General features: G+C 45.3%; 18 protein-coding genes. 8 read left to right on the top strand and 10 right to left on the bottom strand.

Going from position 1 to position 24,282, the window contains the following annotated elements:
• Nucleotides 1-29 precede the first annotated feature (29 nt).
• On the top strand, nucleotides 30-3,122 hold the full coding sequence (locus tag Q369_RS0102190; protein ID WP_031526077.1) for a SusC/RagA family TonB-linked outer membrane protein: 3,093 nt from the start codon (nucleotides 30-32) through the stop codon (nucleotides 3,120-3,122).
• A 30-nt stretch (nucleotides 3,123-3,152) separates the two neighbouring features.
• Nucleotides 3,153-4,523, top strand: coding sequence for a RagB/SusD family nutrient uptake outer membrane protein (locus Q369_RS0102195; RefSeq protein ID WP_031526078.1), 1,371 nt, complete (start codon nucleotides 3,153-3,155; stop codon nucleotides 4,521-4,523).
• 84 nt (nucleotides 4,524-4,607) lie between these two features.
• Here the strand turns inward: Q369_RS0102195 and Q369_RS0102200 are convergent, their stop codons facing one another.
• From Q369_RS0102200 to Q369_RS0102220, 5 genes are all read right to left on the bottom strand, one after another.
• Nucleotides 4,608-5,912: a DUF4302 domain-containing protein gene (locus Q369_RS0102200; RefSeq protein ID WP_031526081.1), complete on the bottom strand. Its 1,305-nt coding sequence runs from the start codon at nucleotides 5,910-5,912 to the stop codon at nucleotides 4,608-4,610.
• Nucleotides 5,913-5,917: 5 nt separating this feature from the next.
• Nucleotides 5,918-6,847, bottom strand: a complete 930-nt coding sequence (locus tag Q369_RS0102205) for a zinc-binding metallopeptidase (protein WP_084165623.1) — start codon at nucleotides 6,845-6,847, stop codon at nucleotides 5,918-5,920.
• Between the two features lie 12 nt (nucleotides 6,848-6,859).
• Nucleotides 6,860-8,332 (bottom strand): RagB/SusD family nutrient uptake outer membrane protein, encoded by a 1,473-nt coding sequence (locus tag Q369_RS0102210; protein ID WP_051663867.1) that lies wholly within the window; start codon nucleotides 8,330-8,332, stop codon nucleotides 6,860-6,862.
• A 37-nt stretch (nucleotides 8,333-8,369) separates the two neighbouring features.
• Nucleotides 8,370-11,726, bottom strand: coding sequence for a SusC/RagA family TonB-linked outer membrane protein (locus Q369_RS0102215; protein ID WP_031526086.1), 3,357 nt, complete (start codon nucleotides 11,724-11,726; stop codon nucleotides 8,370-8,372).
• Nucleotides 11,727-12,006: 280 nt separating this feature from the next.
• Nucleotides 12,007-12,612 carry a precorrin-2 dehydrogenase/sirohydrochlorin ferrochelatase family protein gene (locus tag Q369_RS0102220; protein WP_031526087.1) on the bottom strand — a complete coding sequence of 202 codons (606 nt, stop codon included), beginning with the start codon at nucleotides 12,610-12,612 and terminating at the stop codon, nucleotides 12,007-12,009.
• Nucleotides 12,613-12,748: 136 nt separating this feature from the next.
• Here Q369_RS0102220 and Q369_RS0102225 point away from each other — a divergent pair, with 136 nt between their 5' ends.
• Nucleotides 12,749-14,692, top strand: a complete 1,944-nt coding sequence (locus Q369_RS0102225) for an ABC-F family ATP-binding cassette domain-containing protein (protein WP_031526089.1) — start codon at nucleotides 12,749-12,751, stop codon at nucleotides 14,690-14,692.
• 41 nt (nucleotides 14,693-14,733) lie between these two features.
• Here the strand turns inward: Q369_RS0102225 and Q369_RS0102230 are convergent, their stop codons facing one another.
• Entirely contained in the window at nucleotides 14,734-15,312 is a 579-nt protein-coding gene (locus Q369_RS0102230; protein WP_031526090.1) for a Uma2 family endonuclease, read from the bottom strand.
• Between the two features lie 98 nt (nucleotides 15,313-15,410).
• Between Q369_RS0102230 and Q369_RS0102235 the strand changes: the two genes are divergently transcribed.
• On the top strand, nucleotides 15,411-16,691 hold the full coding sequence (locus tag Q369_RS0102235; protein ID WP_031526092.1) for a type IX secretion system plug protein: 1,281 nt from the start codon (nucleotides 15,411-15,413) through the stop codon (nucleotides 16,689-16,691).
• Between the two features lie 59 nt (nucleotides 16,692-16,750).
• Here the strand turns inward: Q369_RS0102235 and ychF are convergent, their stop codons facing one another.
• On the bottom strand, nucleotides 16,751-17,851 hold the full coding sequence (gene ychF / locus Q369_RS0102240) for a redox-regulated ATPase YchF (protein WP_031526094.1): 1,101 nt from the start codon (nucleotides 17,849-17,851) through the stop codon (nucleotides 16,751-16,753).
• A 161-nt stretch (nucleotides 17,852-18,012) separates the two neighbouring features.
• Nucleotides 18,013-18,360, bottom strand: a complete 348-nt coding sequence (locus Q369_RS0102245) for a DUF3276 family protein (protein WP_031526095.1) — start codon at nucleotides 18,358-18,360, stop codon at nucleotides 18,013-18,015.
• 239 nt (nucleotides 18,361-18,599) lie between these two features.
• Between Q369_RS0102245 and Q369_RS0102250 the strand changes: the two genes are divergently transcribed.
• Both Q369_RS0102250 and Q369_RS0102255 read left to right on the top strand, forming a co-directional pair.
• Nucleotides 18,600-19,052 (top strand): septal ring lytic transglycosylase RlpA family protein, encoded by a 453-nt coding sequence (locus Q369_RS0102250; RefSeq protein WP_031526096.1) that lies wholly within the window; start codon nucleotides 18,600-18,602, stop codon nucleotides 19,050-19,052.
• Nucleotides 19,053-19,064: 12 nt separating this feature from the next.
• A complete protein-coding gene (locus Q369_RS0102255) occupies nucleotides 19,065-19,979 on the top strand; it encodes a DUF58 domain-containing protein (RefSeq protein ID WP_031526098.1) in 915 nt (304 codons plus the stop codon).
• A gap of 9 nt (nucleotides 19,980-19,988) precedes the next feature.
• Here Q369_RS0102255 and radA read toward each other — a convergent pair whose 3' ends face one another.
• Nucleotides 19,989-21,365 (bottom strand): DNA repair protein RadA, encoded by a 1,377-nt coding sequence (radA, locus tag Q369_RS0102260; RefSeq protein WP_031526099.1) that lies wholly within the window; start codon nucleotides 21,363-21,365, stop codon nucleotides 19,989-19,991.
• Nucleotides 21,366-21,530: 165 nt separating this feature from the next.
• On the opposite strand from radA, the gene Q369_RS0102265 reads away from it, so the two are divergent.
• Nucleotides 21,531-22,235 (top strand): porin family protein, encoded by a 705-nt coding sequence (locus tag Q369_RS0102265; RefSeq protein ID WP_031526100.1) that lies wholly within the window; start codon nucleotides 21,531-21,533, stop codon nucleotides 22,233-22,235.
• A gap of 244 nt (nucleotides 22,236-22,479) precedes the next feature.
• On the opposite strand, the gene Q369_RS0102270 is transcribed toward Q369_RS0102265, so the two are convergent.
• A complete protein-coding gene (locus tag Q369_RS0102270; protein WP_051663868.1) occupies nucleotides 22,480-22,878 on the bottom strand; it encodes a LytR/AlgR family response regulator transcription factor in 399 nt (132 codons plus the stop codon).
• 341 nt (nucleotides 22,879-23,219) lie between these two features.
• Between Q369_RS0102270 and pheS the strand changes: the two genes are divergently transcribed.
• Nucleotides 23,220-24,260 carry a phenylalanine--tRNA ligase subunit alpha gene (gene pheS / locus Q369_RS0102275; RefSeq protein ID WP_035332832.1) on the top strand — a complete coding sequence of 347 codons (1,041 nt, stop codon included), beginning with the start codon at nucleotides 23,220-23,222 and terminating at the stop codon, nucleotides 24,258-24,260.
• Nucleotides 24,261-24,282: the final 22 nt, after the last annotated feature.

Below are 24,282 nucleotides of genomic sequence, written 5' to 3' on the forward strand. Positions count from 1 at the left end.
CAATTGTTAATATAACCAAACCTATCGTTATGAAAAAAATTCTGCTATTTGCATTTTTTTTCTGTGTGATTGCATGGGTGTCAGCAAACGGACAAGATGTTAGAATCACAGGAAAAGTAACAAGCGACGACGGCTCCGGCCTGCCCGGTGTATCCGTGCAGGTGAAAGGAAGCACCATCGGAACGCAGACAGACGTGCAGGGAGATTACGCCGTCAATGTCCCAAATTCATCTTCCATTCTGATTTTCAGCTTCGTTGGAATGACCTCTCAGGAGATCGCTGTTGGTAACCAAAGTGTAATCGACGTGAAGCTCCTGACTGATACCCGCAATCTGAGTGAAGTGGTTGTGACGGGCTTCGGGTCCCAGATCAAGCGTGATGTGACAGGGAATATCGCCCAGGTAAAAGGTTCGGAGATCCAGAATATGCCTGTTACAAGTGTCGACGCTGCATTGCAGGGAAGAGCGGCAGGTGTGTATGTGAACAGTGGAACCGGGAAGCTTGGTCAGGCGATCAATGTTCGTGTGCGCGGAAATTCTTCCATCAGCGCCAGCAGCCAGCCGCTGTACGTGATCGATGGAATGCCGGTAACTACCTCCGACGTGAGCAATAGTACCGGAGGCGCAACGAACCCGCTTGCAGACTTCAACTCCAATGATATCGAATCCATTGAAATCCTGAAAGATGCCTCTGCCGGCGCCATTTATGGTTCTCGTGCAGCGAATGGGGTGGTGCTTATCACAACCAAAAGAGGTAAGGCGGGAAAAACCAATGTAAGTGTTAATTACCAGATCGGTTCTTCGGAAGCTACCCGCCGTGTCGACTTCCTGAATGCTGAACAGTATGTAAAGTTTTATACAATGGCGGCCAACAACCGCGATCGCATTGATGGTGTGGATCCAAATGATCCTGATTCGTACACGCAATACATGCTGGGCGAAGGTGGTTTCCTGGACACGTACAGCCTCGGCACTTACGGAACACCAGACCAGAAAGAATACCTCTGGCAAGACCAGGCTTTTCAAAAAGCTCCACAGCAGCAGCTTGATTTTCAATTGAATGGTGGAAATGAAAAAACGAAGTTCTTCGTCTCCGGCCAGTATTTGGATCAAAAAGGAACCATCATCGGAAATAAGCTCGACCGCCTATCCGGCCGCTTGAATCTTGACCACCAGGCGTACAAATGGTTGCAGGTAGGACTTTCAATGGGTTTATCGAGAACAGTTAATAAACGTCTGCCGGGTGACAATGCGTTTTCCAACCCATTGCAAATGGCTGCATTAACTCCATTAACGCCTTTCAACGACCCCGCTACCGGCTTGCCTACTGGTACCCCTCCGGGAGAAGTCGGCGTTCCGCTCTATTTCAATCCGATGATCTCCATCAAATATGCGAGCTTCGTGGCAACTACGTCCAGAAACCTGACGACCGCATACGGACAGCTGAATTTATTGCCTGGTCTGAGATTCAGAAGCGAGTTGGGGATTGACATTTTGAACCAAAACGAAGAGAGTTACTATCAAACCCAGAATATCAGGAATGTAAGTACAGCAGTTGCTGGTTTGGGTGAGAATTTTGGCACTTTCATTACCAACTATAATACAAACAACTTCTTCTCGTACGAGAAGGTAGTGAATAACCATGCTTTTGACGGTACATTGGGGATGTCTTACCAACAGTCACAAAGCAGGGAGAACTCCATTGAAGGAACCCAGTTCCCTTCGAATTCATACAAAAAGATCGCAAGTGCTGCTACTAAATCCGGCGGTAGCTCCTCTGAAACCAACTACCGTTTCCTTTCGTACTTCCTCCGGGTAAATTATAAGTTCTCTGACAAATACCTGTTATCTGCCAGCGCCAGGATCGACGGATCTTCCCGTTTTGGTGTTGATTCACGCTACGGATTTTTCCCTTCTGTGTCCGCAGGCTGGGTCCTATCAGAAGAAAATTTCCTGAAAGACAATGTAACAATTAGCTTCTTGAAACTGAGAGGAAGCTACGGCACGACAGGTAACTCCGAGATCGGCGACTTTCCGCAGCTTGGTTTATTTGCAGGTGATGCAGGTTATGCAGGAGCAGCCGGACAGCGCCCATCACAGCTTGCAAATCCGAATTTGCAATGGGAAACAACCAATCAGGCCGATATCGGGTTGGATTTCGGATTATTCAACAACCGGATCAATGGAGAAATAGATTACTATGAAAAGAAAACGAAAGGTCTTTTGCTTCAAGTAAACGTTCCCGCAACTACTGGTTTTTCCACGCTATATGCCAATGTTGGTAAGCTGGAAAACAAAGGTTTTGAATTTGTATTGAACACACAGAACCTGATCGGCAAGTTTAAATGGAACACCTCGCTAAACTTTGCAACCAACAAAAATGAGGTGACTGACATTCAGGGACAAATCATCGAAGGTGGTATCCGCAACATGAACCGCGTCATGGAAGGCCAGCCTGTGGGCGTGTTTTATACAGTGGAGTACGCAGGTGTTGATCCTGCAAACGGCGATGCGCTTTTTTACAAAAACACAGAAGCAGACCCGCGCGGTACAGTTACCAACAGCGGATATAACAGCGCGCAAAGAATTGCAGCAGGAAGTCCTAACCCGAAAATTGTAGGTGGTATCACCAACACATTCTCCTTCAAAGGGCTGGATCTGAATGTCTTCTTTAATGGAGTTGCCGGTAACAAGATCAATTTTTACGGAGTAGGCCAGTATTCTTCTGCAAACGGGATTTATGAGGATAACCAAACCGCAGACCAAATGAATGCGTGGACTCCTGAAAACCCGAACACAGATGTTCCGGAAGCGCGTTTTTATCGTGGAAACGGAAACCAGGCATCTACCCGCTACATTCTCGACGGATCTTATCTGCGCTTACGCTCAGTGACATTGGGCTACAACCTGCCTTCGAGCATCACAAGCAAACTTAAAATGGAGCGCGTGCGCGTTTACGTATCAGGACTTAACCTGGCGACATTTACCAACTACAAAGGCTGGGATCCCGAAGTGAACACGGACGACTTGCCTGAGGTGGATACAAAATTTGCTTTGGGAAATGATTTTTATACAGCACCTCAGCCACGCACGATCATGGTTGGTATCAATGTTGGTTTCTAATCGCATTCAGCTTGTTAAATTATCTGAATTATGAAAAAAAGAACATATATATATTCCCTGGCATTTGCTACGGGATCTTTCTTGCTCACAGCTTGTGACAATAGACTGGACGTAGCTCCGACGCAAAGTATCGGAGAGGAAACTGCACTAAGTACCTCACGCGACGTAGAAGTGACGCTGGTCGGCGCCTACGATGCATTGCAGGATCCGGATGTTTACGGCGGCGCTTTCCAGTATGCTTCTGAACTGCTGGGCAACAGTGATGAGCTGGGTTTCGGCGGGACTTTCCAAAACCTGCTCGAAATGTACAACAAGCAAATTACCACTCAGAATGTGACCTCCCTGGCCACCTGGCGCGATTCTTATGTGGCGATCAACCGCTGTAACAATGTGCTTGCTGCACTCGACATTGTAGACGAGGACAAACGTGCACGCGTGGAAGGAGAAGCGAGATTCATTCGTGGATCTGTCTATTTTGATCTGGTAAGACTGTTTGCAAGAGCATGGGGCGATGGCGATGCGGCACAGAACCCGGGTGTACCGCTTGTACTCAAACCAACGCGGGTGGTAACAGAAGCTGATCAGATTGCAAGAAATTCTGTTGCCGAAGTGTACCAGCAAGTGCTGGCAGATCTGAATGCGGCGAAGTCACTCCTGCCTGCGGGTAACACCATTTATGCAAACAAATATGCCGCCTCTGCCCAGCTGTCCCGTGTTTATCTGATGCAGTCAAACTTTGCACAGGCCCGCGACGAAGCGAATGAAGTGATTGAATCAGGTGAATATCCACTGGCAACTGATTTTACCTCATTGTTCTACACTTTCCTGAGAAATGGCGGAGCTAATCCGAGAGAATACATTTTCTCCATGATTGTAACGCAGCAAGACGGAATAAATGATCTGAATACCTATTTCGGCGCTACTATTGACGATATCTCGGGCAGCTCCGGACGTGGCGACATCAGGATTCTTCCGCGGCACCGCAATATGTATGAAGCGGGCGACGTACGCGGTCAGTTCTTTGTAAGCTCTATCAATACTTACACGCAGAAGCACATTGATCAGTTTGGAAATGTGCTGCAATTCCGTTCGGCAGAAATGTACCTGACACGCGCAGAAGCGAATTTCCGGCTTGGAACAGCTGTGGGCGCAACGCCGCTTGCTGACATCAACCGCATTCGCAAACGTGCCGGTATAAAGGATTTGACAACATTGACATTACCTGCCATTTTGAAGGAAAGACACCTGGAACTTGCTTTTGAAGGTCACATGCTGCATGATATCAAACGTACCAAAGGCAATGTAGGCGCATTACCCTACAATTCACCAAGACTGATACTGCCACTTCCGCAGCGTGAGATTGATGTGAATAGAAAGCTGGTACAAAACGAGGGATATTAATCTGCAACAAGCATTCAAGCAAAAAAGACACTCTTCTTAACGAGGAGTGTCTTTTTGTTTTGACTAAAATAGAAAAAAATTCGACTATCGCCAGCTGATCCAGGCCTTCGCATCTTTCGCACTTACCATATCATAGGTAGTTTCTGAGGTTTGAATGAGATAAAATCCATTTGGTTCGTATAATAGCTCAGCAGCCTTAGCAACCGGGCCGGTTGCAGGAACCGGGCCTAATTTCCCATACTCTTTAAAAACGACCCGCCCATCTGACGTAAAGGTTGGTCTGGCTGGTGCGTGCGCGTACTCAAAAATGTACGACTCTCCGTCGGAAAAGATCGGTGCAAACAAATCATACCTGTTATCCACACCTGGTTGGTAGACAAAAGCAACATATAGGGCATCCCCATACTTTTCATTTTGCACGCCAAGCGCATCATCTATTCCATTGATATGAAATAGGTTTCTTGACTCCCAGTCACCGCCTGATTCGATTGGCTCCTGCCACCATCTTCTGGCAGCTGCCAGGTCAACTGAGATGGGCTTAATTGCGCCTTGCACGGTTGTAGCAAGGTTTCCCGCATTGAACCTCAGCTGAACCGCGTTTTCATTCCAGCTGAAATTACTAAATCCGTTGATCGTCTGCGATCCATTCACGAGCGGATTAAGAAAGACAAGGTTCGCTCCGCTGAAATAATACCCGGTCGTAAAGTTCCGGGGGGTATTCCCATCAAGCCAGGTCAGCTTAATAGTTCGTGCTTTCGCGTTCGGCGTGATTTCATAGGTAACGTTACCTACTGTAATTCTTTTGAAATAAGCCTGGTACTTGGATATGTTGTTAAAAAGCAATGCTTTGGCCAGGTCACCGCTTTCGTAGGAAGTCGCTTGTGCCTGCGTGGCTTTTGTTAGAACAAGCCGGCTTTGATTTTTGCGGCCCACAAATGCAAGACGGTCTTCCCCGAGCGAGTCAGGAAAGATACTGAACTCAAAGTCAGACCGCAGTCCTTCTCCCGTAATCCCGCCATTTACCGCCTTATCCGGGTCAGCCAGAACGTGCAGATACGAGTAAGTATCGAAGATCAGCGACGGCGTTTGCATTGCTTTCAGGCGGTAGCTGCTTTCTTTGGAATCTTCCGCCGAGGCTGTCGAAAAATCCGAATACATCACTACCCTGTTCTGATCATTGAATTTGAAGTAAAACCCGTAGCTCCCGCCACCAGCCGGATAAATCACCGCATTCCAGCCATAAGGCGCTTCTACCAGCTTTTTCTGATAAGAAGCCAGGGCTGCATTCAGACGCGTGTCGGCCGATTCTTCAAACAATGTATCGTCGCTGTTCTCGCAGGAAAAAAGACCTGCCGATGCAACCAGAAGATATAAAACGATTTTTTTCATCAATCCTAAAAAAGTTGGTTCATCGACCCTCTTACCCTTTTTTGGAGGCTGTAAAAGTCTATATTCCAGGTATTTTTATAATATGCCACTACAATCGCCTCCTTCTGCCGGAGCGAAGCCTGCGCCTGAGCCTTGGTTACTCCCCGCGGGCTCGTGCCTTCCGGAATGGAGTTTACGATCTTATCAAAGCCCGCTTTTCCTTCGGTGAGCATCATAGCGATCATTTCTACGAAATCTTCATCGAAATTGAGCGAGCTGTAAGCAGTAACAAACCCGTCGCGCCTCGCATCCGCATCCGACCAGTTGATCCAGTTCCCACCCTGGTAAAGTGATTTGGTGATGTTACGATATTCTACCGGATAAAGTACCGTCTGGTGGAGAATGTGACCAAACTCATGGTGAATCGTATGCAGGAACCAGTCTTTCACAAAGGATGAATCCCTGCCTGCATTATACCCCTGCATTCCCTTTATCTTGAAGAGGTTAACCCCAAACAGAACCACTTTGCGACCGCCTTCTGCGGTACCAAGCGTAATAGAGCCTTCTGCATTGTACTCGTTACTGCCTGAAAGAATGAAGAATTTGGGAGAAAAACGGTTATAAAACACTTTCCCTGCTTCCTGAACGTAAGGTACCGTCCACGCTTTTTTGATCGTGCTCAGCAGCGGAACTACCTGGGCTTCGTCAGGCGGCACAAGCGTTTTGGTGATATTGCCAAACTCAAACTGGTCCCATTTATACTTCGCAGAGATATTGTAAGGCGTGGTGAGACTATCCAGAATCCATTGATCCACGGGTCCGGGTACCCATTCGTCACCGCCAAGTCCGGGAATTTCCTCCACTTCGCCGATTTCTTCCTCCTTACAGGAAGTCACCAGCGTACTGAGCGCCAACATTCCGGCGAGGGATATTTTTGATAATACCTTTGTGATCATTGTCTGTATCAATTATCTGCTATTCTGTTCTATACCTGCCAAGGTTGCGGATTGTGGAATTTGCAAAACCCGCCGCGGATCGTTTGCCGCAAGTGCAATCACCTGCCCTGATGCAGTTACATGTTCCACTGGTATTGCGTACCGTTGCAAATCAAACCACCTCATCCCTTCCTGTACAAATTCAACTCTCTTAAATGCCAGTACCGTATTGATAATCGCTGAACGCGTGTTATTAACATTAAAAAAATTACGCATTCTGCTAGCTGTTACCGTGTGTGTGGAAGGATTGTAATTAGATACCCGTTTACTTACAAACAGGTTCAGGTCCGCAATACTTTCTGTTGTATTATTCAGGTACGCATTTGCTTCAATTCTGTTGAACAAAACTTCCTCTACGGTAAATAAGGGCAGCATTACATAAGGTAAGCCAATTTCTGCATTCACCGATTCACGCACAAAATACTCATTCAGTTTGGGGATCAAGTAATTATTGTCGCCCTGGGTGTACAATGGATACGCCCAGCTCGCATTGCCGCCAATAATCCCTTCTCCTGCTGAAACTTCCTGCCATTTCCTGAAATTCATCCCGTAACGGTATCGGGCCACATGCCTGCCATACAGGGATGATGTTTCTGCAAGCAACAAATTCGCATTCTGGTTTGCGCGGGAATAGGTGTTGTACAGCTCAGCGGGTGACAAACTTTCGTAGGTTGTATTCCACGGACGCAGATTTTCACCAATATTCCCACCGGGAAATGCTGCGTTGGCATACTGCAGCACTTTCTGGTAATCCTTTTTGAAAAGATAAAACCGGCTTGCAAATGCATTGGCAGCTGCACGGTTGAAATGATACTTGGGCACCGTGTAAGATCCGTCGCTGATCAGCGGCAATCCTTCCAGCAGATCCTTTTCAATCATTTCGTAAACATAAGCTACCGTTCTGCGCTCATATTGTTTCAGCACCACGCGCTCCGGCTCAGTTACATAAGGAATCCCGGGATCGGTATTTGGTTGGGCAGGATCGTAAAATTTGCTAAAAAAGTTTACAAGCATAAAATGCGCGTAAGCACGTGCCACCAGCGCCTCCCCTTTCTGCGCACTGTATTCCTCCGGATTTTCCGCTTTACTAATGAGGTCGAGCGCCTGGTTTGCTACGGAAATTGCCCGGTAGCATTCCGCCCAGTACTGGTCCGGCGAATCCTGATCATCCACTGTGGCTTCCACTTCCTCGAAGAAAAATGAAAACCGGTTTGTCTTGTCATCTTCACCAATCCCTTTGTCAGTCACATTATCGCTCATTGTTTCTGCAAATACTACATAGCCGCCCTGTGGATAGGCAGTTGTCAGCAGCTGCGATACTTGTTTCGGCGTGTTAATCAAAGCTCTTGTGCTATCCGGTTCGGTGGAGAGGAAGTCCTCACAGCCTGCCGATATGGTCACCAGCAAGATGAGCCACACGTATTTCATATTTTTATAGCTCTTCATATCAATATTTTTAATCAAATCTTCGTGCTACTCTCTGTTACAATGTCAGTTTCAATGCAACTGTAAACTGCTTCTGAATAGGCTGCGCTACTCCGCCTGAGTTAAAGAATTCCGGATCCTGTCCTTTCAGCTTCTTATCAGAATAGATCAACCACGGATTGATCGACGACAGCTGGATGCTTGCTCCCTTCAAACCGTAGCGAGTAGCAATGGAAACAGGAACTTTATAGGAAAGCGAAACGGACTTTAATCTGATAAAATCACCCTTCGCGACCCGTTCAGTTGAGTAATTGTAAATATTGTAAGGATAAGTACCTGCAAGATACTGAGCTTGTAGCTTGTCAGGAATTGATGCCACGGGCGTTACGCCTTCTTCGCCCGAAATCAACCAGCGATCGAGAAACTCTCTGGGCATTGCATCAAGATCACTGAATACAGTTTTGTACAATGGATTCAGGCGGATCTTGTTACCATATTGGTAAGTTAAGAATACATTTAGGGATAAATCTTTATAAGTAAGTGTATTGTTAAACCCGCCGGTTACGGGTGGATCCACCGGACCTTCATATTTGAGAAAAGACACATTTTGATCCTGCAAATAAACATCGGAGTTTACTTCCCCATTTTCATTCACAAAGATCGGCACACCGGCTTTCGGATCTAATGCGCGGTAATCAATGGAAAAGAGGCTTCTCACCGGCCGGCCTTTTACATTCGCGCCTTCGGCTTTTACAAGATCAAAAATGCCAGGGGAGTTATCAACATTGGTAATGTGGGTTTTGGCATATCCCACAGTGATCCTGGACCGGAAGTCCCAGTCATTGCTTTTGTACAAAACACCATCAACTGAAAAATCGACGCCATAAGATTGCATATCCGCGTAGTTGGCAACTTTGTAGATCTGCCCTCCGATACCTGAGGTTCTTATTTCATCAATCAAATCGAAACTGTTCCTGATATAACCGTCCACTGTGAGGTTCACCCGATTGGCAAACAGGCCGAGATCGAGTCCGAGATTCCCGCTGTATAATTTCTCCCAGGTCAGTTCGGTATTTTCAAGCGATGACAGCGCGATTGCGGATTCTTTTTCGTCTGCAAAAGGCCTTCTCGTGATAATACTTTGGAACAAAGCGGCGGAGTTGGTGGCCGGGCCAGTATCAGCTGAAAGTCCATAACTCGCTCTTAATCGGCCCATACTCAACCATTTGAACCCCTTGATGAAGTTCTCACGGTCAAAATTCCATGATCCTGCAATTGTATAAGTTGGCAACCAGCGTGCAATCGCCGATTTACCAAAACCATTGGAACCATCGTAGCGGACATAGCCGGTAAAGTTGTATTTATCATCCAGTGTGTACCCTGCACTTCCGTAGAATGCCGCGAAACGTTCATAGTCCATTCGCATTCCGTAGTACTGGAAGTTTGTCTCAATGGTTTGTTTCAATATGCGGTAATCTACAAACGGAGTTCCTCCCTGATCGTACTGAAATCCGTATCCGGTGTTATTGGAATTCTGGCGATTCGTATACTTGATCTCCTGACCAGCCAGCAGGTCAATCTGGTGCCTTTCAGCAAAAATCTTGTTGAACCTGAAATTATTCCGGATGTTGTAAAACAGCATCTGATCTTCATTCCGATTGTAAAAACCGCCACTCGGCAACACGATCACAGGATATGCATTGGGCACATCAGGATCTGTGTAGAGGTATTTGTTAGCCAGAGCAATAGTTGAATTATCAGCAGCGCGGTATGCATTCGCCATATTACTATGCTCAGTAATAATGTGCTCGCGGCCCGTCTGAATGTAGCGCAATGCGCCCAGGAAATCGTAGCTGATATGGTCAGTGAGCTTATAGGATAGGTTTCCCTGAAGTTTGATGTCTGCCAGGTTCAGGTTAATCCTGTTGTTAGCAAGCTCGGATACAATGTTGAATGGCGCAAAATTCCTTCTGAAATATTCCAGGTTGCCATTTTCATCGTAAGCTGTCAAAGTTCGGCTGGTATTCAGTGCATAGCTGAATGGATTAATATCAAAATCCCTGTCGAACTTACCTTCCACCGGGTTGCTTTGGCGGCTTAGGGAGCCTGGGGCCTGTTGCCTTCTCACGGAAGCAAGCGTGGTGAGGCCGATACTCAGCTTATCGGAAAGCTGGTAAGTGTTGTTAAAATTCAATGTGTACCGTTTCACCTTATCGGCGATCGTCCATCCATTATCATCCAGGTAACTTACGGAAGCATAGGAACTTGATTTATCAGTACCAAACGAAATGCTGACCGAATGTTCGTGAATGAAATTTTGACGGAAGAGTACATCAAACCAGTCGGTATTGGCATTTGCATACCTCAGCAGGTAGTTTTTCTTGGCTGCCTGGGTGTTGGGAATCGGGAAATTACCCTGGCTGTCGCCATTGAGTGAATTGTAATATTTCCCATACACACCGAAGTCAGGTTTGGAGAGAATATCGGAATTCAGGTACCCTTTCCGCTCCAATTCGCCCAGTACCGACATTTGCTGGGCAGAATTCATGATGTTGAAATTGCGGTAGGATGGCGTAAGCTGAGTGCTGAAATTACCTGAGTAAGTAATCACCGGCTTCCCGCTCTTACCCTTTTTGGTTGTGATCACAATTACCCCATTCATCGCGCGGGCACCGTACAATGCAGCCGCAGCGGCATCTTTCAGGATATCAAAAGTCTCGATATCGTTCGGGTTAAGTCCCGCTACCGCCGAACCGAGCAATGTGGTAGGATCGCCACTGGAAAGCTGGTCATTGGAAATATTAACGATATCCTCCTGAACTACACCGTCGATCACCCAAAGTGGCTTGTTGTCTCCATTCAAAGAAGTTGCGCCGCGGATGCGGATTTTAGGTGCGGCTCCGAAAGTACCCGACACATTCTGAATAGAAACCCCCGCAGCGCGGCCTTCCAGCATGCGGCTCACATCGGGAAGTCCGTCAATCTTTACATCGTCCGTTTTGAGCGTAACAGCCGAGCCCGTAAACTTATCCTTGTCGATCTGCTGGAAACCGGTGACCACGACATCCTGCAAACCAACGGCATCCTCAGCCAGCTCAATTGTCATATTCCGTGCGGCAGGCAACTCTTTTGGCAAAAAACCGATCATTGTCACCACCAGCGTAGCCCCTTCATTTACATCAGAAATAACGAATTCACCTCTTTCGTTGGTGACAGTACCTTTTTGCGTGCCTTTGACGCGCACTGTAGAGCCGATCAGCACTTCGCCGGAAGTGCTTTTAACAACACCCCTCACCTCGATAGCGAGCGCAGCCGAAAAGGAATAACGGGGAGAAAGGAAAATTGAAAAGAATAAAACACCAAGAAGCCACAACGAAAGCCGACCCTGGCCACTGTTCCGGTAAAAACGATCCATATGATTGTGTATAAGTCTATCTCAAAAATTATTGGGCTTCCGACTACTCGGCTTTGGTTAATTAGTATGTTCAATAATACATATTATAGTCTTAAAAAACGAACTCATTTTTTCGCTTTTGACAAGAGCATGCAAACGATGAATGGAATTTCAGTTCCAGAGTTGATAATCCGGGTACGCAGAAATTATAGCTGATGTGGAGGGTGCGATAAGTATTGGTATAAATATCTTTATTAAAACAATTTAGCGCGAGATTTATTGTAACCTTCTGAGGTGTTATCTAATCTATTTTCGCATTGTTTTCAGAACTTTTGGCAGGGCTTGTTAAAACTGAAGTAATGCGGTTAAGTTCGTCCACTTTATACGCAAAATCCCCTTTGAGCATATCCCTGACTGCCTTCAACTGCTGCATTGCAGTTTCAAGATTATCTGGCAGCGCTTCACCCAATACTTCTTTCAATCTTTTGGCCAAAGTAGGCGACATTCCATTAGTGGAAATAGCCACTTTGAGATTTCCTTTGCGGACAACCGAAGAGAGATAAAAATCACAGATTGCGGGCGTATCGGCCACATTGGCAAGAATATGCCGCGCTCTTGCAGTATTCCAGATACGCTTATTTTCTTCCTTATCGTTGGTAGCCACAATGACCAGGTCTTTATTGTCGAGATCCTGATCTTCAAAAACCCGCCGGATCAATGTGATTCTTTCTTTTTCCGCAGCCAGATCCAGAATCTCCTGACGGATCTCAGGCGCGACAAGTGTAATCGTAGCTCTTGGTGAATTGTCCAGTACCGCGGTGATTTTTTCCAGCCCCACGTAACCTCCCCCTACAATCAGAGTATGCAGGTTTTCAAGCTTGATAAAAATAGGGAAAAGCTCGTTCACAGCTTGTTGTTTAGATGAATGGATTATAATCAAATTTACTATAAAATTAGATTGCATTCTACCTGTTGGGTCTGGTTTATAACTATTCCAACAATGCGACATTTACTATCTGCTTCTTTCCGTGTAACTTTGTACTATGATCGCAATTACCAACATCAGTTATTTCCTTGGCGACAGAGCACTTTACGACGGTGCGTCGCTACATATAAAGCCGAAACAAAAAATTGGCCTAATTGGTCTGAACGGAACAGGAAAATCCACACTCCTGCGGATGATCAATGGAGAATTCCAGCCCGATGAGGGACATATTTCTAAGTCAGGCGACTGCACAATCGGGTTTCTGAACCAGGACCTGCTTTCGTATCAAAGTGACGATTCCATTCTGTCGGTGGCCATGCAGGCATTTGAAAGACAAAATCAGCTGCAAGTGCAGATCGACAAGATTTTGCACGATATGGAGCACAATTACTCCGATGCGTTGGTAGATAAGCTGGCAAAAGTGCAGGACGAATTTGAGGCACTCGACGGATATTCAGTACAATCGAAGGCAGAAGCCATTCTTGAAGGCCTTGGCTTTTCGACTGGCGATTTAAACCAACCACTCAGGTTGTTTTCGGGTGGATGGAGAATGCGCGTAATGCTGGCGAAACTGCTTTTGCAAAAACCATCGCTGCTCATGCTCGATGAGCCTACCAACCACCTTGACTTACCTTCCATTCAATGGGTTGAAAAATATGTTCAGTCGTACGAAGGAGCCGTGATTGTCGTTTCCCACGACAGGCAATTTCTTGATAATACAATCGACACGACCATAGAAGTATCAGGTGGAAAGCTGATTTACTATGCGGGGAATTACTCTTATTATCTGGAAGAAAAAGAAGAGCGTAATGAAATACAGCGCGGCGCTTATGAAAACCAGCAGGCCAAAATACGGCAGACAGAGCGTTTTATCGAGCGGTTTAAAGCCAAAGCGACCAAATCCCGTCAGGTACAAAGCCGCGTAAAAGCGCTTGACAGAATGGAAGTAGTGGATGCAGTCGTTGATGAAAACGCGAAAGTCCATTTCCGTTTTCAATTTACTACTCAGCCAGGGAGGCACGTTTTTCAATTGGAAAATGCATCCAAAGCTTACGGAGAAAAGGTAATCCTCGATAATACGAGCATCAGCATGGAGCGCGGCGACAAAATTGCATTGATCGGAGCAAACGGTCGCGGTAAATCCACGGTACTTCGCGTTGTTGCCGGAACAGAGCCTATCGAAGGAAAAAGGAGATTGGGGCACAATGTTTCATTTACATTCTACGCGCAGCACCAGCTTGAATCTTTGAATATCGCGCACAATCTGATTGAAGAACTCAAATACGCCAATCCTACCAAAACAGAAACGGAACTCAGGACTGTATTGGGCTGCTTTCTGTTTACGGGGGACGATGTTTTTAAGAAAATCAAGGTACTATCCGGGGGAGAGAAATCCCGCGTTGCATTGGCAAAAGTACTGTTGTCACAGGCCAACTTCCTGCTGCTCGATGAGCCTACCAACCACTTGGATATGCAGTCAGTTAATATCCTGATCCAGGCTTTGCAGCAATATGAAGGAAGTTACATCGTCGTTTCCCACGACAGGTATTTTGTTGAAAATATTGCGAACAAAATTTGGTATATCGAAGACCACCAGATCAAGGAATATCCAGGTACTTATCAGGAATATGAAATCTGGGTTGAAGAAAGAGGTTTGCAGTCTGCTGTGAGTGAAAAAGCAACAGTTAGCAGCGCGCCTCCTCAGAAATCTGAACAACAAGCCACGTCCGCTAAGAATGCTCCAAAAATGCATTCAAGCGAAGATTCAGCCAAGCTGAAAAAAGCCCAAAAACAGATTGAAGAACTGGAATCAACCATTAACAATCTGGAAACCCGCAAGGCAGAGACAGAGACAAAGCTGGGAGATCCTGCGATTTACAACGATTCTGTCGCGCTTGCTGAAATGAACCGCTTTTACACAGATATCAAACAAAAGCTGGAAAAAACCACCGAAGATTGGGAAAACCTGATGATGGAAGTGGAAGAACTGGCTGGGAAATAAAGTTATTAAAAAGGAGCTAGAAAATAGCTCCTTTTTTGTACTCAGAATATACCTTCCGTTTGAGAATAAATGTCGGACATTTTCAATGTGAGACCTGCCTGGCTGATTTCAATACTGCTTTCCAAATCGTAAGCCGCAGACGAAAGGCCCCAAATATCACCGCTTCCTTTGCGATGCACTTCTGCGCTAAGCTCAGTGGAATCTATCAGGATATATTCTACCAGCGAGTCGATGCCGCGGTAAAACCGAAACTTCTTGCCCCTGTCGTAGCTTTCGGTACTTGGAGATAATACTTCGATGATTACAGACGGATTGAGCAAGGTATCTGTGTGACTATCCAAAAATTCTGCCTTGCCGCATACAATCAGCAAGTCCGGATATGTGTACAATGTACTTTCCGGAATATGCACCCGCATATCACTTGAAAAACTTTGGCAGGATTTGCTTTTGAGGAAAGACCCTATTTCAATTGACAAATTCTCCTTAATGCGGTTGTGATTCCGTCCGGCTCCGGCCATTGCGAAAATCTCCCCGCGATAGTACTCGCTTTTGTAATCCGCGGCTCTTTCTAGTTCGAGATACTCTTCTGCTGAATACATGGTGATAGGTTGTGCTGTCATACGTGTGTAAACAAAAATAGTTAATAATGTTCAAATCACTTTTACTAACTATACGTACCTTGACCCAAAAAGTAACGTTACTATTTGAAAGATTTCCAATGCGACTACTGCTTGTAATTTGTCTTACCATTTGTGCTTTGAAAGCACAGGCGCAGCCGAACGGGCTCCGGCTGGAAGACTATATATATGATGAAAAAATCCGTACTGTTTTACTATACCCTTCGCTCGAAGATCCTGAAAACCCTACCCGCCTGCTTACTGCTCCGGTGAAGCAGCTCAATGGAGGCGCGCCGTTCGTTCTGGAATTTGACGATCTGTCGGCAGAATTCAATACATATCGGGCCAAGATTATCCATTGCAATGCAGACTGGACAAAGTCGAACCTGAATGATATAGAATTTACCTACGAGTTCAACGAATATCCAGTCAATAGTCCCGAGCAGGCATTCAGTACCAAAGTACCTTACTTCCATTACCGGCTGGAATTGCCCCGATTGAAGTTATCCGGCAACTACGTGATTTATGTTTATTCAGATCGTGACCGCAAGCCGGTGCTGAGCAGGAGGTTTATGCTTTTTGAAAACAGGGTCAATATCAATGCCAGGGCACGGTTCTCACAGGGTATTCAGGAACAATTTTCTGATCAGCAGATTGATTTTTCCGTGGATTACAAAGGTTACGAATTGATCGCGCCGCAAACTGACCTGAAAGTGATTATTCGTAAAAATTTCAGGTTTGATCAAATGAAAAGCGGTTTCAAGCCTACCAGTGTCAGACCTTTTGACCGGCTGCTTGAATACACTTTTTTTGATTTGGAAAATACATTCCCAGGTGGCAATGAATTCCGTTATTTCGACAGCCGTACTTTATCGGCCAGGGGTTTTGGAATTGGTGAAATGGAGCGTACCGATGAATTTACCAGTCTCCGCCTCTTTCCGGATAAGCCACGAAGTACAGGCGCTTACATTCAGGTCGATGATTTTAATGGTAACTACATTGTGGACCAAAGGGAATCCGGCCGCGGAAGCGTGGAAGCTGACTATACACCGGTGTTGTTCACCTTGAAAATAGCGGAAGAGCCTGGCGCTACCTTCTATGTCAATGGCGCATTTAATCTTTGGCAATTAAATGATCGCAACAAAATGACCTACAATCCAGGCACTCAGGCTTACGAAGCGGAAATCATGCTTAAACAAGGCGTAATCAATTACGATTACACCATGAAAACAGCCAATGGAAAAGCAGACGAATCTTTTATCGAAGGCAACTACGGCGCTACGGAAAATGATTACGATATCCTGATCTATCACCGTCCACCCGCAGGCAGGGCAGACCTGCTGGTAGGTTACCGCACAGTTGAATGGAACCGGCGCCGGTAGCTTTAAATGAAAAAGAGCAGCCTTGGTGGCTGCTCTTTTTCATTTGGATTTATAATTATCTATACATTGAACCTGAAATGCATGATATCTCCGTCGGCAACTACATATTCTTTTCCTTCAACTGCCATTTTACCAACTTCCTTCACGCCAGCCTCTGTTTTATATTGTTCGTAATCAGCTAATTTGATTACTTCCGCACGGATAAAACCTTTCTCGAAATCCGAGTGGATTACTCCGGCTGCTTGTGGCGCTTTCCATCCTTTTACGATTGTCCAGGCGCGTACCTCTTTCACACCAGCTGTAAAATAGGTAATCAGGTTCAACAACTTATAAGAAGCTTTGATAAGCTTGCTCAATCCTGACTCTTTTAATCCATATTCACCCAAAAACATTTCATGCTCCTCCGGATCTTCGATTTCTGAAATCTGGGATTCTATTGCGGCACAAAGCACAATTACTTCTGCGCCTTCCTTTGCTACGGTCTCTCTAAGCTTCTCGGAATACTCATTTCCGGTCAGCATTGATCCTTCATCCACATTAGCTACATACAAAACAGGTTTAGCAGTCAAGAGCTGCAAATCGCCAATTACCGCCTCCTTGGTCTCTTCGTCGATTTCAACACTTCTTGCATTGTTGCCCGCTTCGAGCGTAGCCTTGTATTTCTTCAACCATTCCAGTTCAACTTTCGCTTTCGCGTCACCAGCCCGCGCGCCTTTTTCCGATTTCTGGATCTTCTTTTCAATTGATTCCAAATCTTTCAATTGAAGCTCCGCGTCGATTATTTCTTTGTCGAAAACAGGATCAACACGTCCTTCCACGTGCACGACATTTTCGTCCTGAAAACATCTTACTACGTGCACAATCGCATCAACTTCGCGGATATTGGCCAGGAACTTATTACCCAACCCCGCGCCCTGGCTTGCACCTTTTACAAGACCGGCAATGTCCACGAACTCAATAATAGTTGGGATCACCTTTTGAGGATTCACAAGGGAAGTAAGTACTTCCAGACGTTCGTCAGGAACTGTAACTACACCAACATTGGGCTCAATGGTACAAAATGGATAATTGGCGGCTTCGGCTTTACCCGTAGAAATGGCATTAAAGAGAGTGGATTTACCTACGTTTGGCAACCCGACGATCCCGCATTGAAGACTCATATTTTAAGAAGTATGCAGTGAATAGCAGGCATTCTTCTTGTTGAAAAGCAAAGAACTCCTGTCTGCTAAATTTAATTTTTTGCAAAATTACCATTTAGCGAGTACAAAAACCAAAAGCCTTCGCAATTGATTGCAAAGGCTTTTCTATTCATGTAATGTTTTTAATCCCACTTAAGATCCGACTCTCCAACCACATCCACCTCGTCGGCCTTGGTTTCAAACTGAGAGAAGTCAACTTCTGGCATCAACTCTGTTTTCACGTGGTCAACGGCCTCTTTCAAAGCGTCCACGAATTTATCAAAGTCCTCTTTGTACAAAAACATCTTGTGCTTTTCGTACGTAAACCCGTCTCCCTGTGGGTGGCGACGGCTTTCAGTGATGGTGAGATAATAATCGTTAGATCGCGTAGAGCGAACATCGAAGAAGTAAGTCCGTTTTCCCGCCCTAACCCTTTTGGAGTAGATTTGCTCTCTGTCTTCCACTATGTTTAGTTTTAAATAGGTTTTCAAACGCTAAAATAAAACGTTTATTGCTGCGAACAAAAAAAACGCTGACATATTACGGCGCACCCTGTTGAGAACTACACTATTCGACCCTTCAGTTGTACTTTAGCCATAGTATTTGCTCTTTTCTGATCTTTTTCTATTACTTTTGAAATTCCGGGCTGTCCATTTCCTACGAACAGCCGGGCAACAAGTATCAAGTAAGGGCGTTTTCCCCTTATTATGTTTCACTTAAATCCTGAGATATGACTTATCGTCGGATTCTGATTCTCATCTTATTAGCATTCGCTGCCTCGCCTGAGGTTTTCGCCCAGGTCAAATTAGGCAAAACAGAAACAGGTCACGCTTCCTATTATGCGTCGATGTTTAACGGAAGAAAAACTTCTTTCGGAGAAGTGCACAAAAGCACTGAATTGTTAGCCGCTCACAGGAGTTACCCGCTGAATACGATGCTGGAAATTACGAATCTTGAAAATGATGAAAAAGTGATCGTCAGAGTGAACGACAGAGGTCCTTTCTCCCGGAACAGGATCGTTGACCTTAGCAAGGAAGCCGCCAGATTGTTAGGTATTGTTGCAAAAGGAGTAGCAGCTGTTTCAGTAAGAGTTGTAGGAATGGAGGGAATGGTACTGCTGGAATCCAATGAACATATTGATCCCAAATCCGGCAAAGTAATCGCAATGAGAGGTAAACAATAATGTAAAACTTCAATGAGCAACCGGCAGCTTGATTTAGCCAAAGTCAGAGAATTCGGAAATTTGGAATTCCTTGCTAAACAGCTCGTTGAAGGATTTATCACCGGTTTGCATAAGTCGCCTTTCCACGGTTTCTCTGTGGAATTTGCCGAGCATCAGCTCTATAATACCGGCGAATCTACCCGGAATATTGACTGGAAAGTCTTCGCGAAATCTGACCGGCTTTACGTAAAACGGTACGAAGAAGAAACCAATCTCCGCTGCCATATTTTACTGGATACATCGTCTTCCATGTACTATCCGGAGGAGAATTTTGGTAAAATGACGTTCAGTGTTATGGCAGCGGCGAGTTTGACGTATTTGCTTCAACGTCAAAAAGATGCAGTAAGTCTTTGCACATTTTCGGAACAAATAGAAGTGCAGACTGCAGTGAAGTCGACGCCTTCACACGTGCACAAGATCATGCTGGAACTTGAAAACCAGCTGACAAGCAGCCGGCCGCTTCTTAAAACTTCAGTTGCCGAAGTTCTCCACCAGATCGCCGAAAAAATCCATAAACGTTCACTGGTCGTTATTTTCAGTGATATGTTCGACAATCTGGAAAACGCTGAAAAGATATTCTCCTCGCTACAGCATTTACGCCACAACCTGCATGAAGTATTGCTCTTTCATGTTACAGACCGCAAAACGGAGGAAAACTTCCAGTTTGAGAACCGGCCTTACGAATTTGTAGACTTGGAAACCGGCGAGAAGATTAAAGTACAACCTGATCAGGTCAGGGACTCTTACAAAGAGTTTGTCAGCGATTTTTACCAAAAACTCAAACTCAAATGCGGCCAATACAAAATTGACTTCATTGAGGCTGATATCGCACAAGGTTTTGACCCGATCCTGATGGCGTACCTGGTGAAACACGCCAAAATGCGATAAGTAGTTGCATTAAGCCTCGTTCAGGAATAATGACATAAAAAGCTGATCCAAATGCGCTACCGGGATCACCTCAATGTTGCCTCTCTTCAATTCCAGTCCTTTGCTGTTGTATTTGGAAATGTACATTTTTTTAAATCCCAGCTTCTCTGCTTCCGAAATCCTGTTTTCAATTCTGTTCACAGCCCTTACTTCTCCTCCCAGTCCGACCTCGGCAGCAAAACACACGGACGGCGGAATGTATTTGTCTTCATAAGAAGAAACGATAGATGCCACAACAGCGAGGTCAATCGCAGGATCTTCCACCTTTAATCCACCGGCTACGTTCAGGAAAACATCCTGCGTACCGAGACGAAATCCGCCCCGCTTTTCAAGTACAGCCAATAACATTTGCAGTCTTTTTGCATCATAACCCGTGCTGCTTCGCTGCGGAGTACCATAAGTGGCGACACTCACCAGCGACTGAATTTCGATCAGCAAAGGACGATTACCCTCCATCATCGAACCGATCGCGATGCCGCTGACCGGCTCTTCCCGTTGTGAGATCAGGATTTCGGAAGGGTTACTTACCTGCCGCAAGCCAGTCCCGTGCATTTCGTAAATGCCGAGCTCCGAGGTACTTCCAAAGCGATTCTTGGCAGTTCTCAATATTCGGTAAGTATTGTGCCTGTCGCCTTCAAACTGCAAAACGGTATCCACCATATGTTCCAGTACCTTGGGTCCGGCCAATGAGCCATCTTTGGTAATATGACCGATCAGAAAAACGGGCACGCCCATTTCCTTGGCATATTTCATGAATTCAGCAGTACACTCGCGTACCTGCGATACGCTACCAGCTCCCGACTCAATGTAAGTTGATTGCATTGTTTGAATGGAGTCGATGATCAGAACCTGTGGCTGAAAGTCTTCAATTTGCCGGAATATGTTTTGGGTGTGCGTTTCGGTCAGTATATAGCATTTGTCACTTTTAGCGTCCATTCGCTCCGCCCGCATTTTGATCTGCTGATCTGATTCTTCACCGGAAACATAAAGCACCTTTTTATTCGAAAGTGTCAGCGCGATCTGCAGCATTAATGTAGATTTACCAATCCCCGGCTCTCCACCGATCAGCACCAATGACCCCTGCACGATTCCGCCGCCGAGGACCCTGTTCAGTTCTTCATCAGAGGTTTTTATGCGCGGCTCATTATGGTACTCTATTTCGGAAATGGCGCGTGGCTTGCTGGCCAGGTTTACTGATTTCCAGGAAACGGCAGTCTTTGGATCCTCCTTTTCGATCACCTCCTGAACAAATGTGTTCCACTCGCCGCATGATGGACATCTCCCCACCCACTTTGGTGAATTGTACCCGCATTCCTGACAAAAGTAGGCAGTTTTGGCTTTGGCCATAAGTAGAATAATCTAATTTATAAGTGTATAACAACTAAGCTGATAATATCGATCCGAAGCTGGAAATTGGATGTTTTCCCCACAAAATCAAAAAGAATGAAGGTAAGGTATAGTTTTTTCCTTTTTGGCGTTATTATCCGTCTTACTTAAAAAATGATATTATCCATGAACATCCTGACAAAAGTAGCTTGTATTTGTATGTTATGCATTGTTGCGATTGGATCAGCACAAGCTCAGAAAAAAGGTTTTGCATTCGGTATCAAAGGAGGGGTGAATTTGTCGCGTCTTACGATGGGTGATGTATTTACAACGCGGTATGATGATGCAGGCAACCCATACCTGGGTTATGACGGAAAGGCGGTGAGGGACAACCTTAAACAAAGTTTTAACACCAAAACAGGTGCAGTCGGCGGTATTTACGCGCGATTCGGACGCACGCTTTTCATTCAGCCCGAAGTTTTAGTATCTACCAAGGGAGGCTCATTTGAGATCATTGAAATGGATAAAGAGCAACCGATTTCTAAAACAATCAACATCAAATACAGTAATATCGACGTACCGTTGCTGATTGGTTTAAAAGGCGGACCGTTCCGGATATTGGCCGGGCCGGTAACTTCTTTCAGGATCGGTGATAACCAGAAGCTTCGTGATGCTTTCAAATACTACACTTCTGATTTAAATAACTCATTATCGCAGGCGACTTTCGGATACCAGCTCGGAGGCGGACTTGACCTGGGTAGTTTTAGTCTGGATGTTCGAAAAGAAGGTTCTTTCACAAACGTAGCCGCTTTTAGAGCCGACGGTCAGGGAGGAGATGTGAAACAAAAGATCAGTTCCTGGCAGGTGACGCTGGGGTTGAAGCTGTTTTAATTTTGAATGATCGAATGAATGAATGAATGAAGGAAGGAATGAAGGATTTAAAATGAGTGAATGACTGAATGACTGAATAATTGACTCATAAACTCTTCAACTCATAAACTTACAACCTTTCCTCCCCTTCCTCCTTCCTCCATTATACCTTTTTTAAAAACAAAACAAGCAGCCTTCGATCATGCGATGGCTGCTGTTTTTATGAATAACCCACTAATTTAATTCACCAAAATACCTTAATAAGTTATGCGCTGATGCGCAGGCTGTTGTGGTTGAGGATGCCGCTTACTTCTTTGATCTTTCTGCGAGATACTGCCACTTCTTTTCCGCAGGAAAGTTTTAGCATGCGATCGTCTTCCAGTCTCTCCACTATATAGTCCGAGTTCACCAGGTAAGATTTATGTACCCGCATGAAATTAGCGTTAAGCTGCTCAGCAAGTGATTTCAATGTTTTCGACACCAGATATTTCTTACCAGTGTTTGTATATATAAATGTATAGTTTCCTTCACCTTCCAGGAAAGTGATTACGTCGGGAGTCAAAAAGATGGTGCGCCCCATTGATTGTACAGAAATGGAGTTGCGATTCTCGTTGTAAGTTCTTTCAGAAAGATTGGAACGAGTAAATGCTGTGAAATTTTTCATGGTAACGTATGACTAATAATGTTTGATTGTTGATTCAAAATTAGTCAATACTGCACCTCAAATAAAATACGTAGAACTACGCATGTTTTTTCAATATCCTGATTTAAAGGCCCTTGCGGTTGAACCAAAGGTGAAATGACGTAACAGACCTTAGCAAAATGCGTAATTTTACGTAGTCCCAAAAAGTAGGATTTTGTGCTTTAAACAGGGAAAATCAGCATCCGAGACAGCTTACCAGTCTATACGCGCCTGAACTTTGATTATCTTTACCCTGATTTCGCCGGTCAGTTTTTGCAGAAACGGCGACAAATAAGTCTGTTACCAATAACATCCAAAGCGTTATGATTACCGAAAAGGTAAAAGAATTAGTATCAGAAATTGAGAAAGCCACGGTTGAAAACAAAGAACAACTGGAAGCTTTCAGATTGAAATATATCAGCAAAAAGGGAGTTGTTACCGAGCTGTTCGACGGTTTGAAAAATATCGCGCCGGAAGACAGGCGTGCAGTCGGACAGGAGCTTAATACTTTGAAGAATCTTGCGCAGGGCCGTTTTCAGGAATTTTCGACGGCAATGGAAAATGCCGCAGATGCGAACCCGGAAATGGTAATTGACCTTACCCTGCCGGTTGTTCCAAACTTACAGGGCAGCCTGCACCCGCTTACCATTGTACGTCGCCGCATTATCGAGATTTTTGAAAGAATGGGTTTCAATGTGTCTTACGGACCGGAAATCGAGAAGGACTGGTACAATTTCAGCGCATTGAACTTTGCCGATAACCACCCTGCCCGTGAAATGCAGGATACTTTTTTCATTTCCAAAAGTGAAGGTGAAGTGAAGGACGATGTGCTGCTCCGCACGCACACTTCCAACGTACAGGTTCGTTTAATGGAGCGGCAAAAACCGCCTATCCGTTCAATTATGCCTGGCCGCGTGTTCCGTAATGAGGCTATTTCTGCCCGCGCACACTGCGTGTTCCACCAGGTGGAAGGTTTGTATGTAGATAAAAATGTCAGCTTCAAGGATCTGAAAGACACACTCTATCATTTCGCAAAAGAAATGTTCGGGAAAGACTCAAAAATCCGCCTGCGCCCCTCCTACTTTCCATTCACCGAGCCGAGCGCAGAGATCGATGTAAGTTGCTTTATATGCAAGGGAAAAGGCTGTAATGTATGCAAGTACAGCGGCTGGGTAGAAATCGCGGGATCAGGAATGGTGGACCCGAACGTGCTGCAAAATTGCGGAATAGATAGTGAGGAATATACAGGTTTTGCTTTCGGAATGGGTATCGAGCGTATTACAATGCTGCGTTACGGGATCAATGACCTGCGTTTATTTACAGAGAATGATGTGCGCTTTCTCAGACAGTTCGAGGGAGCATAAATGAAAGGGTTTCGGGTAAGCG

This window comes from Dyadobacter crusticola DSM 16708, from assembly GCF_000701505.1.
Lineage (GTDB): Bacteria > Bacteroidota > Bacteroidia > Cytophagales > Spirosomataceae > Dyadobacter > Dyadobacter crusticola.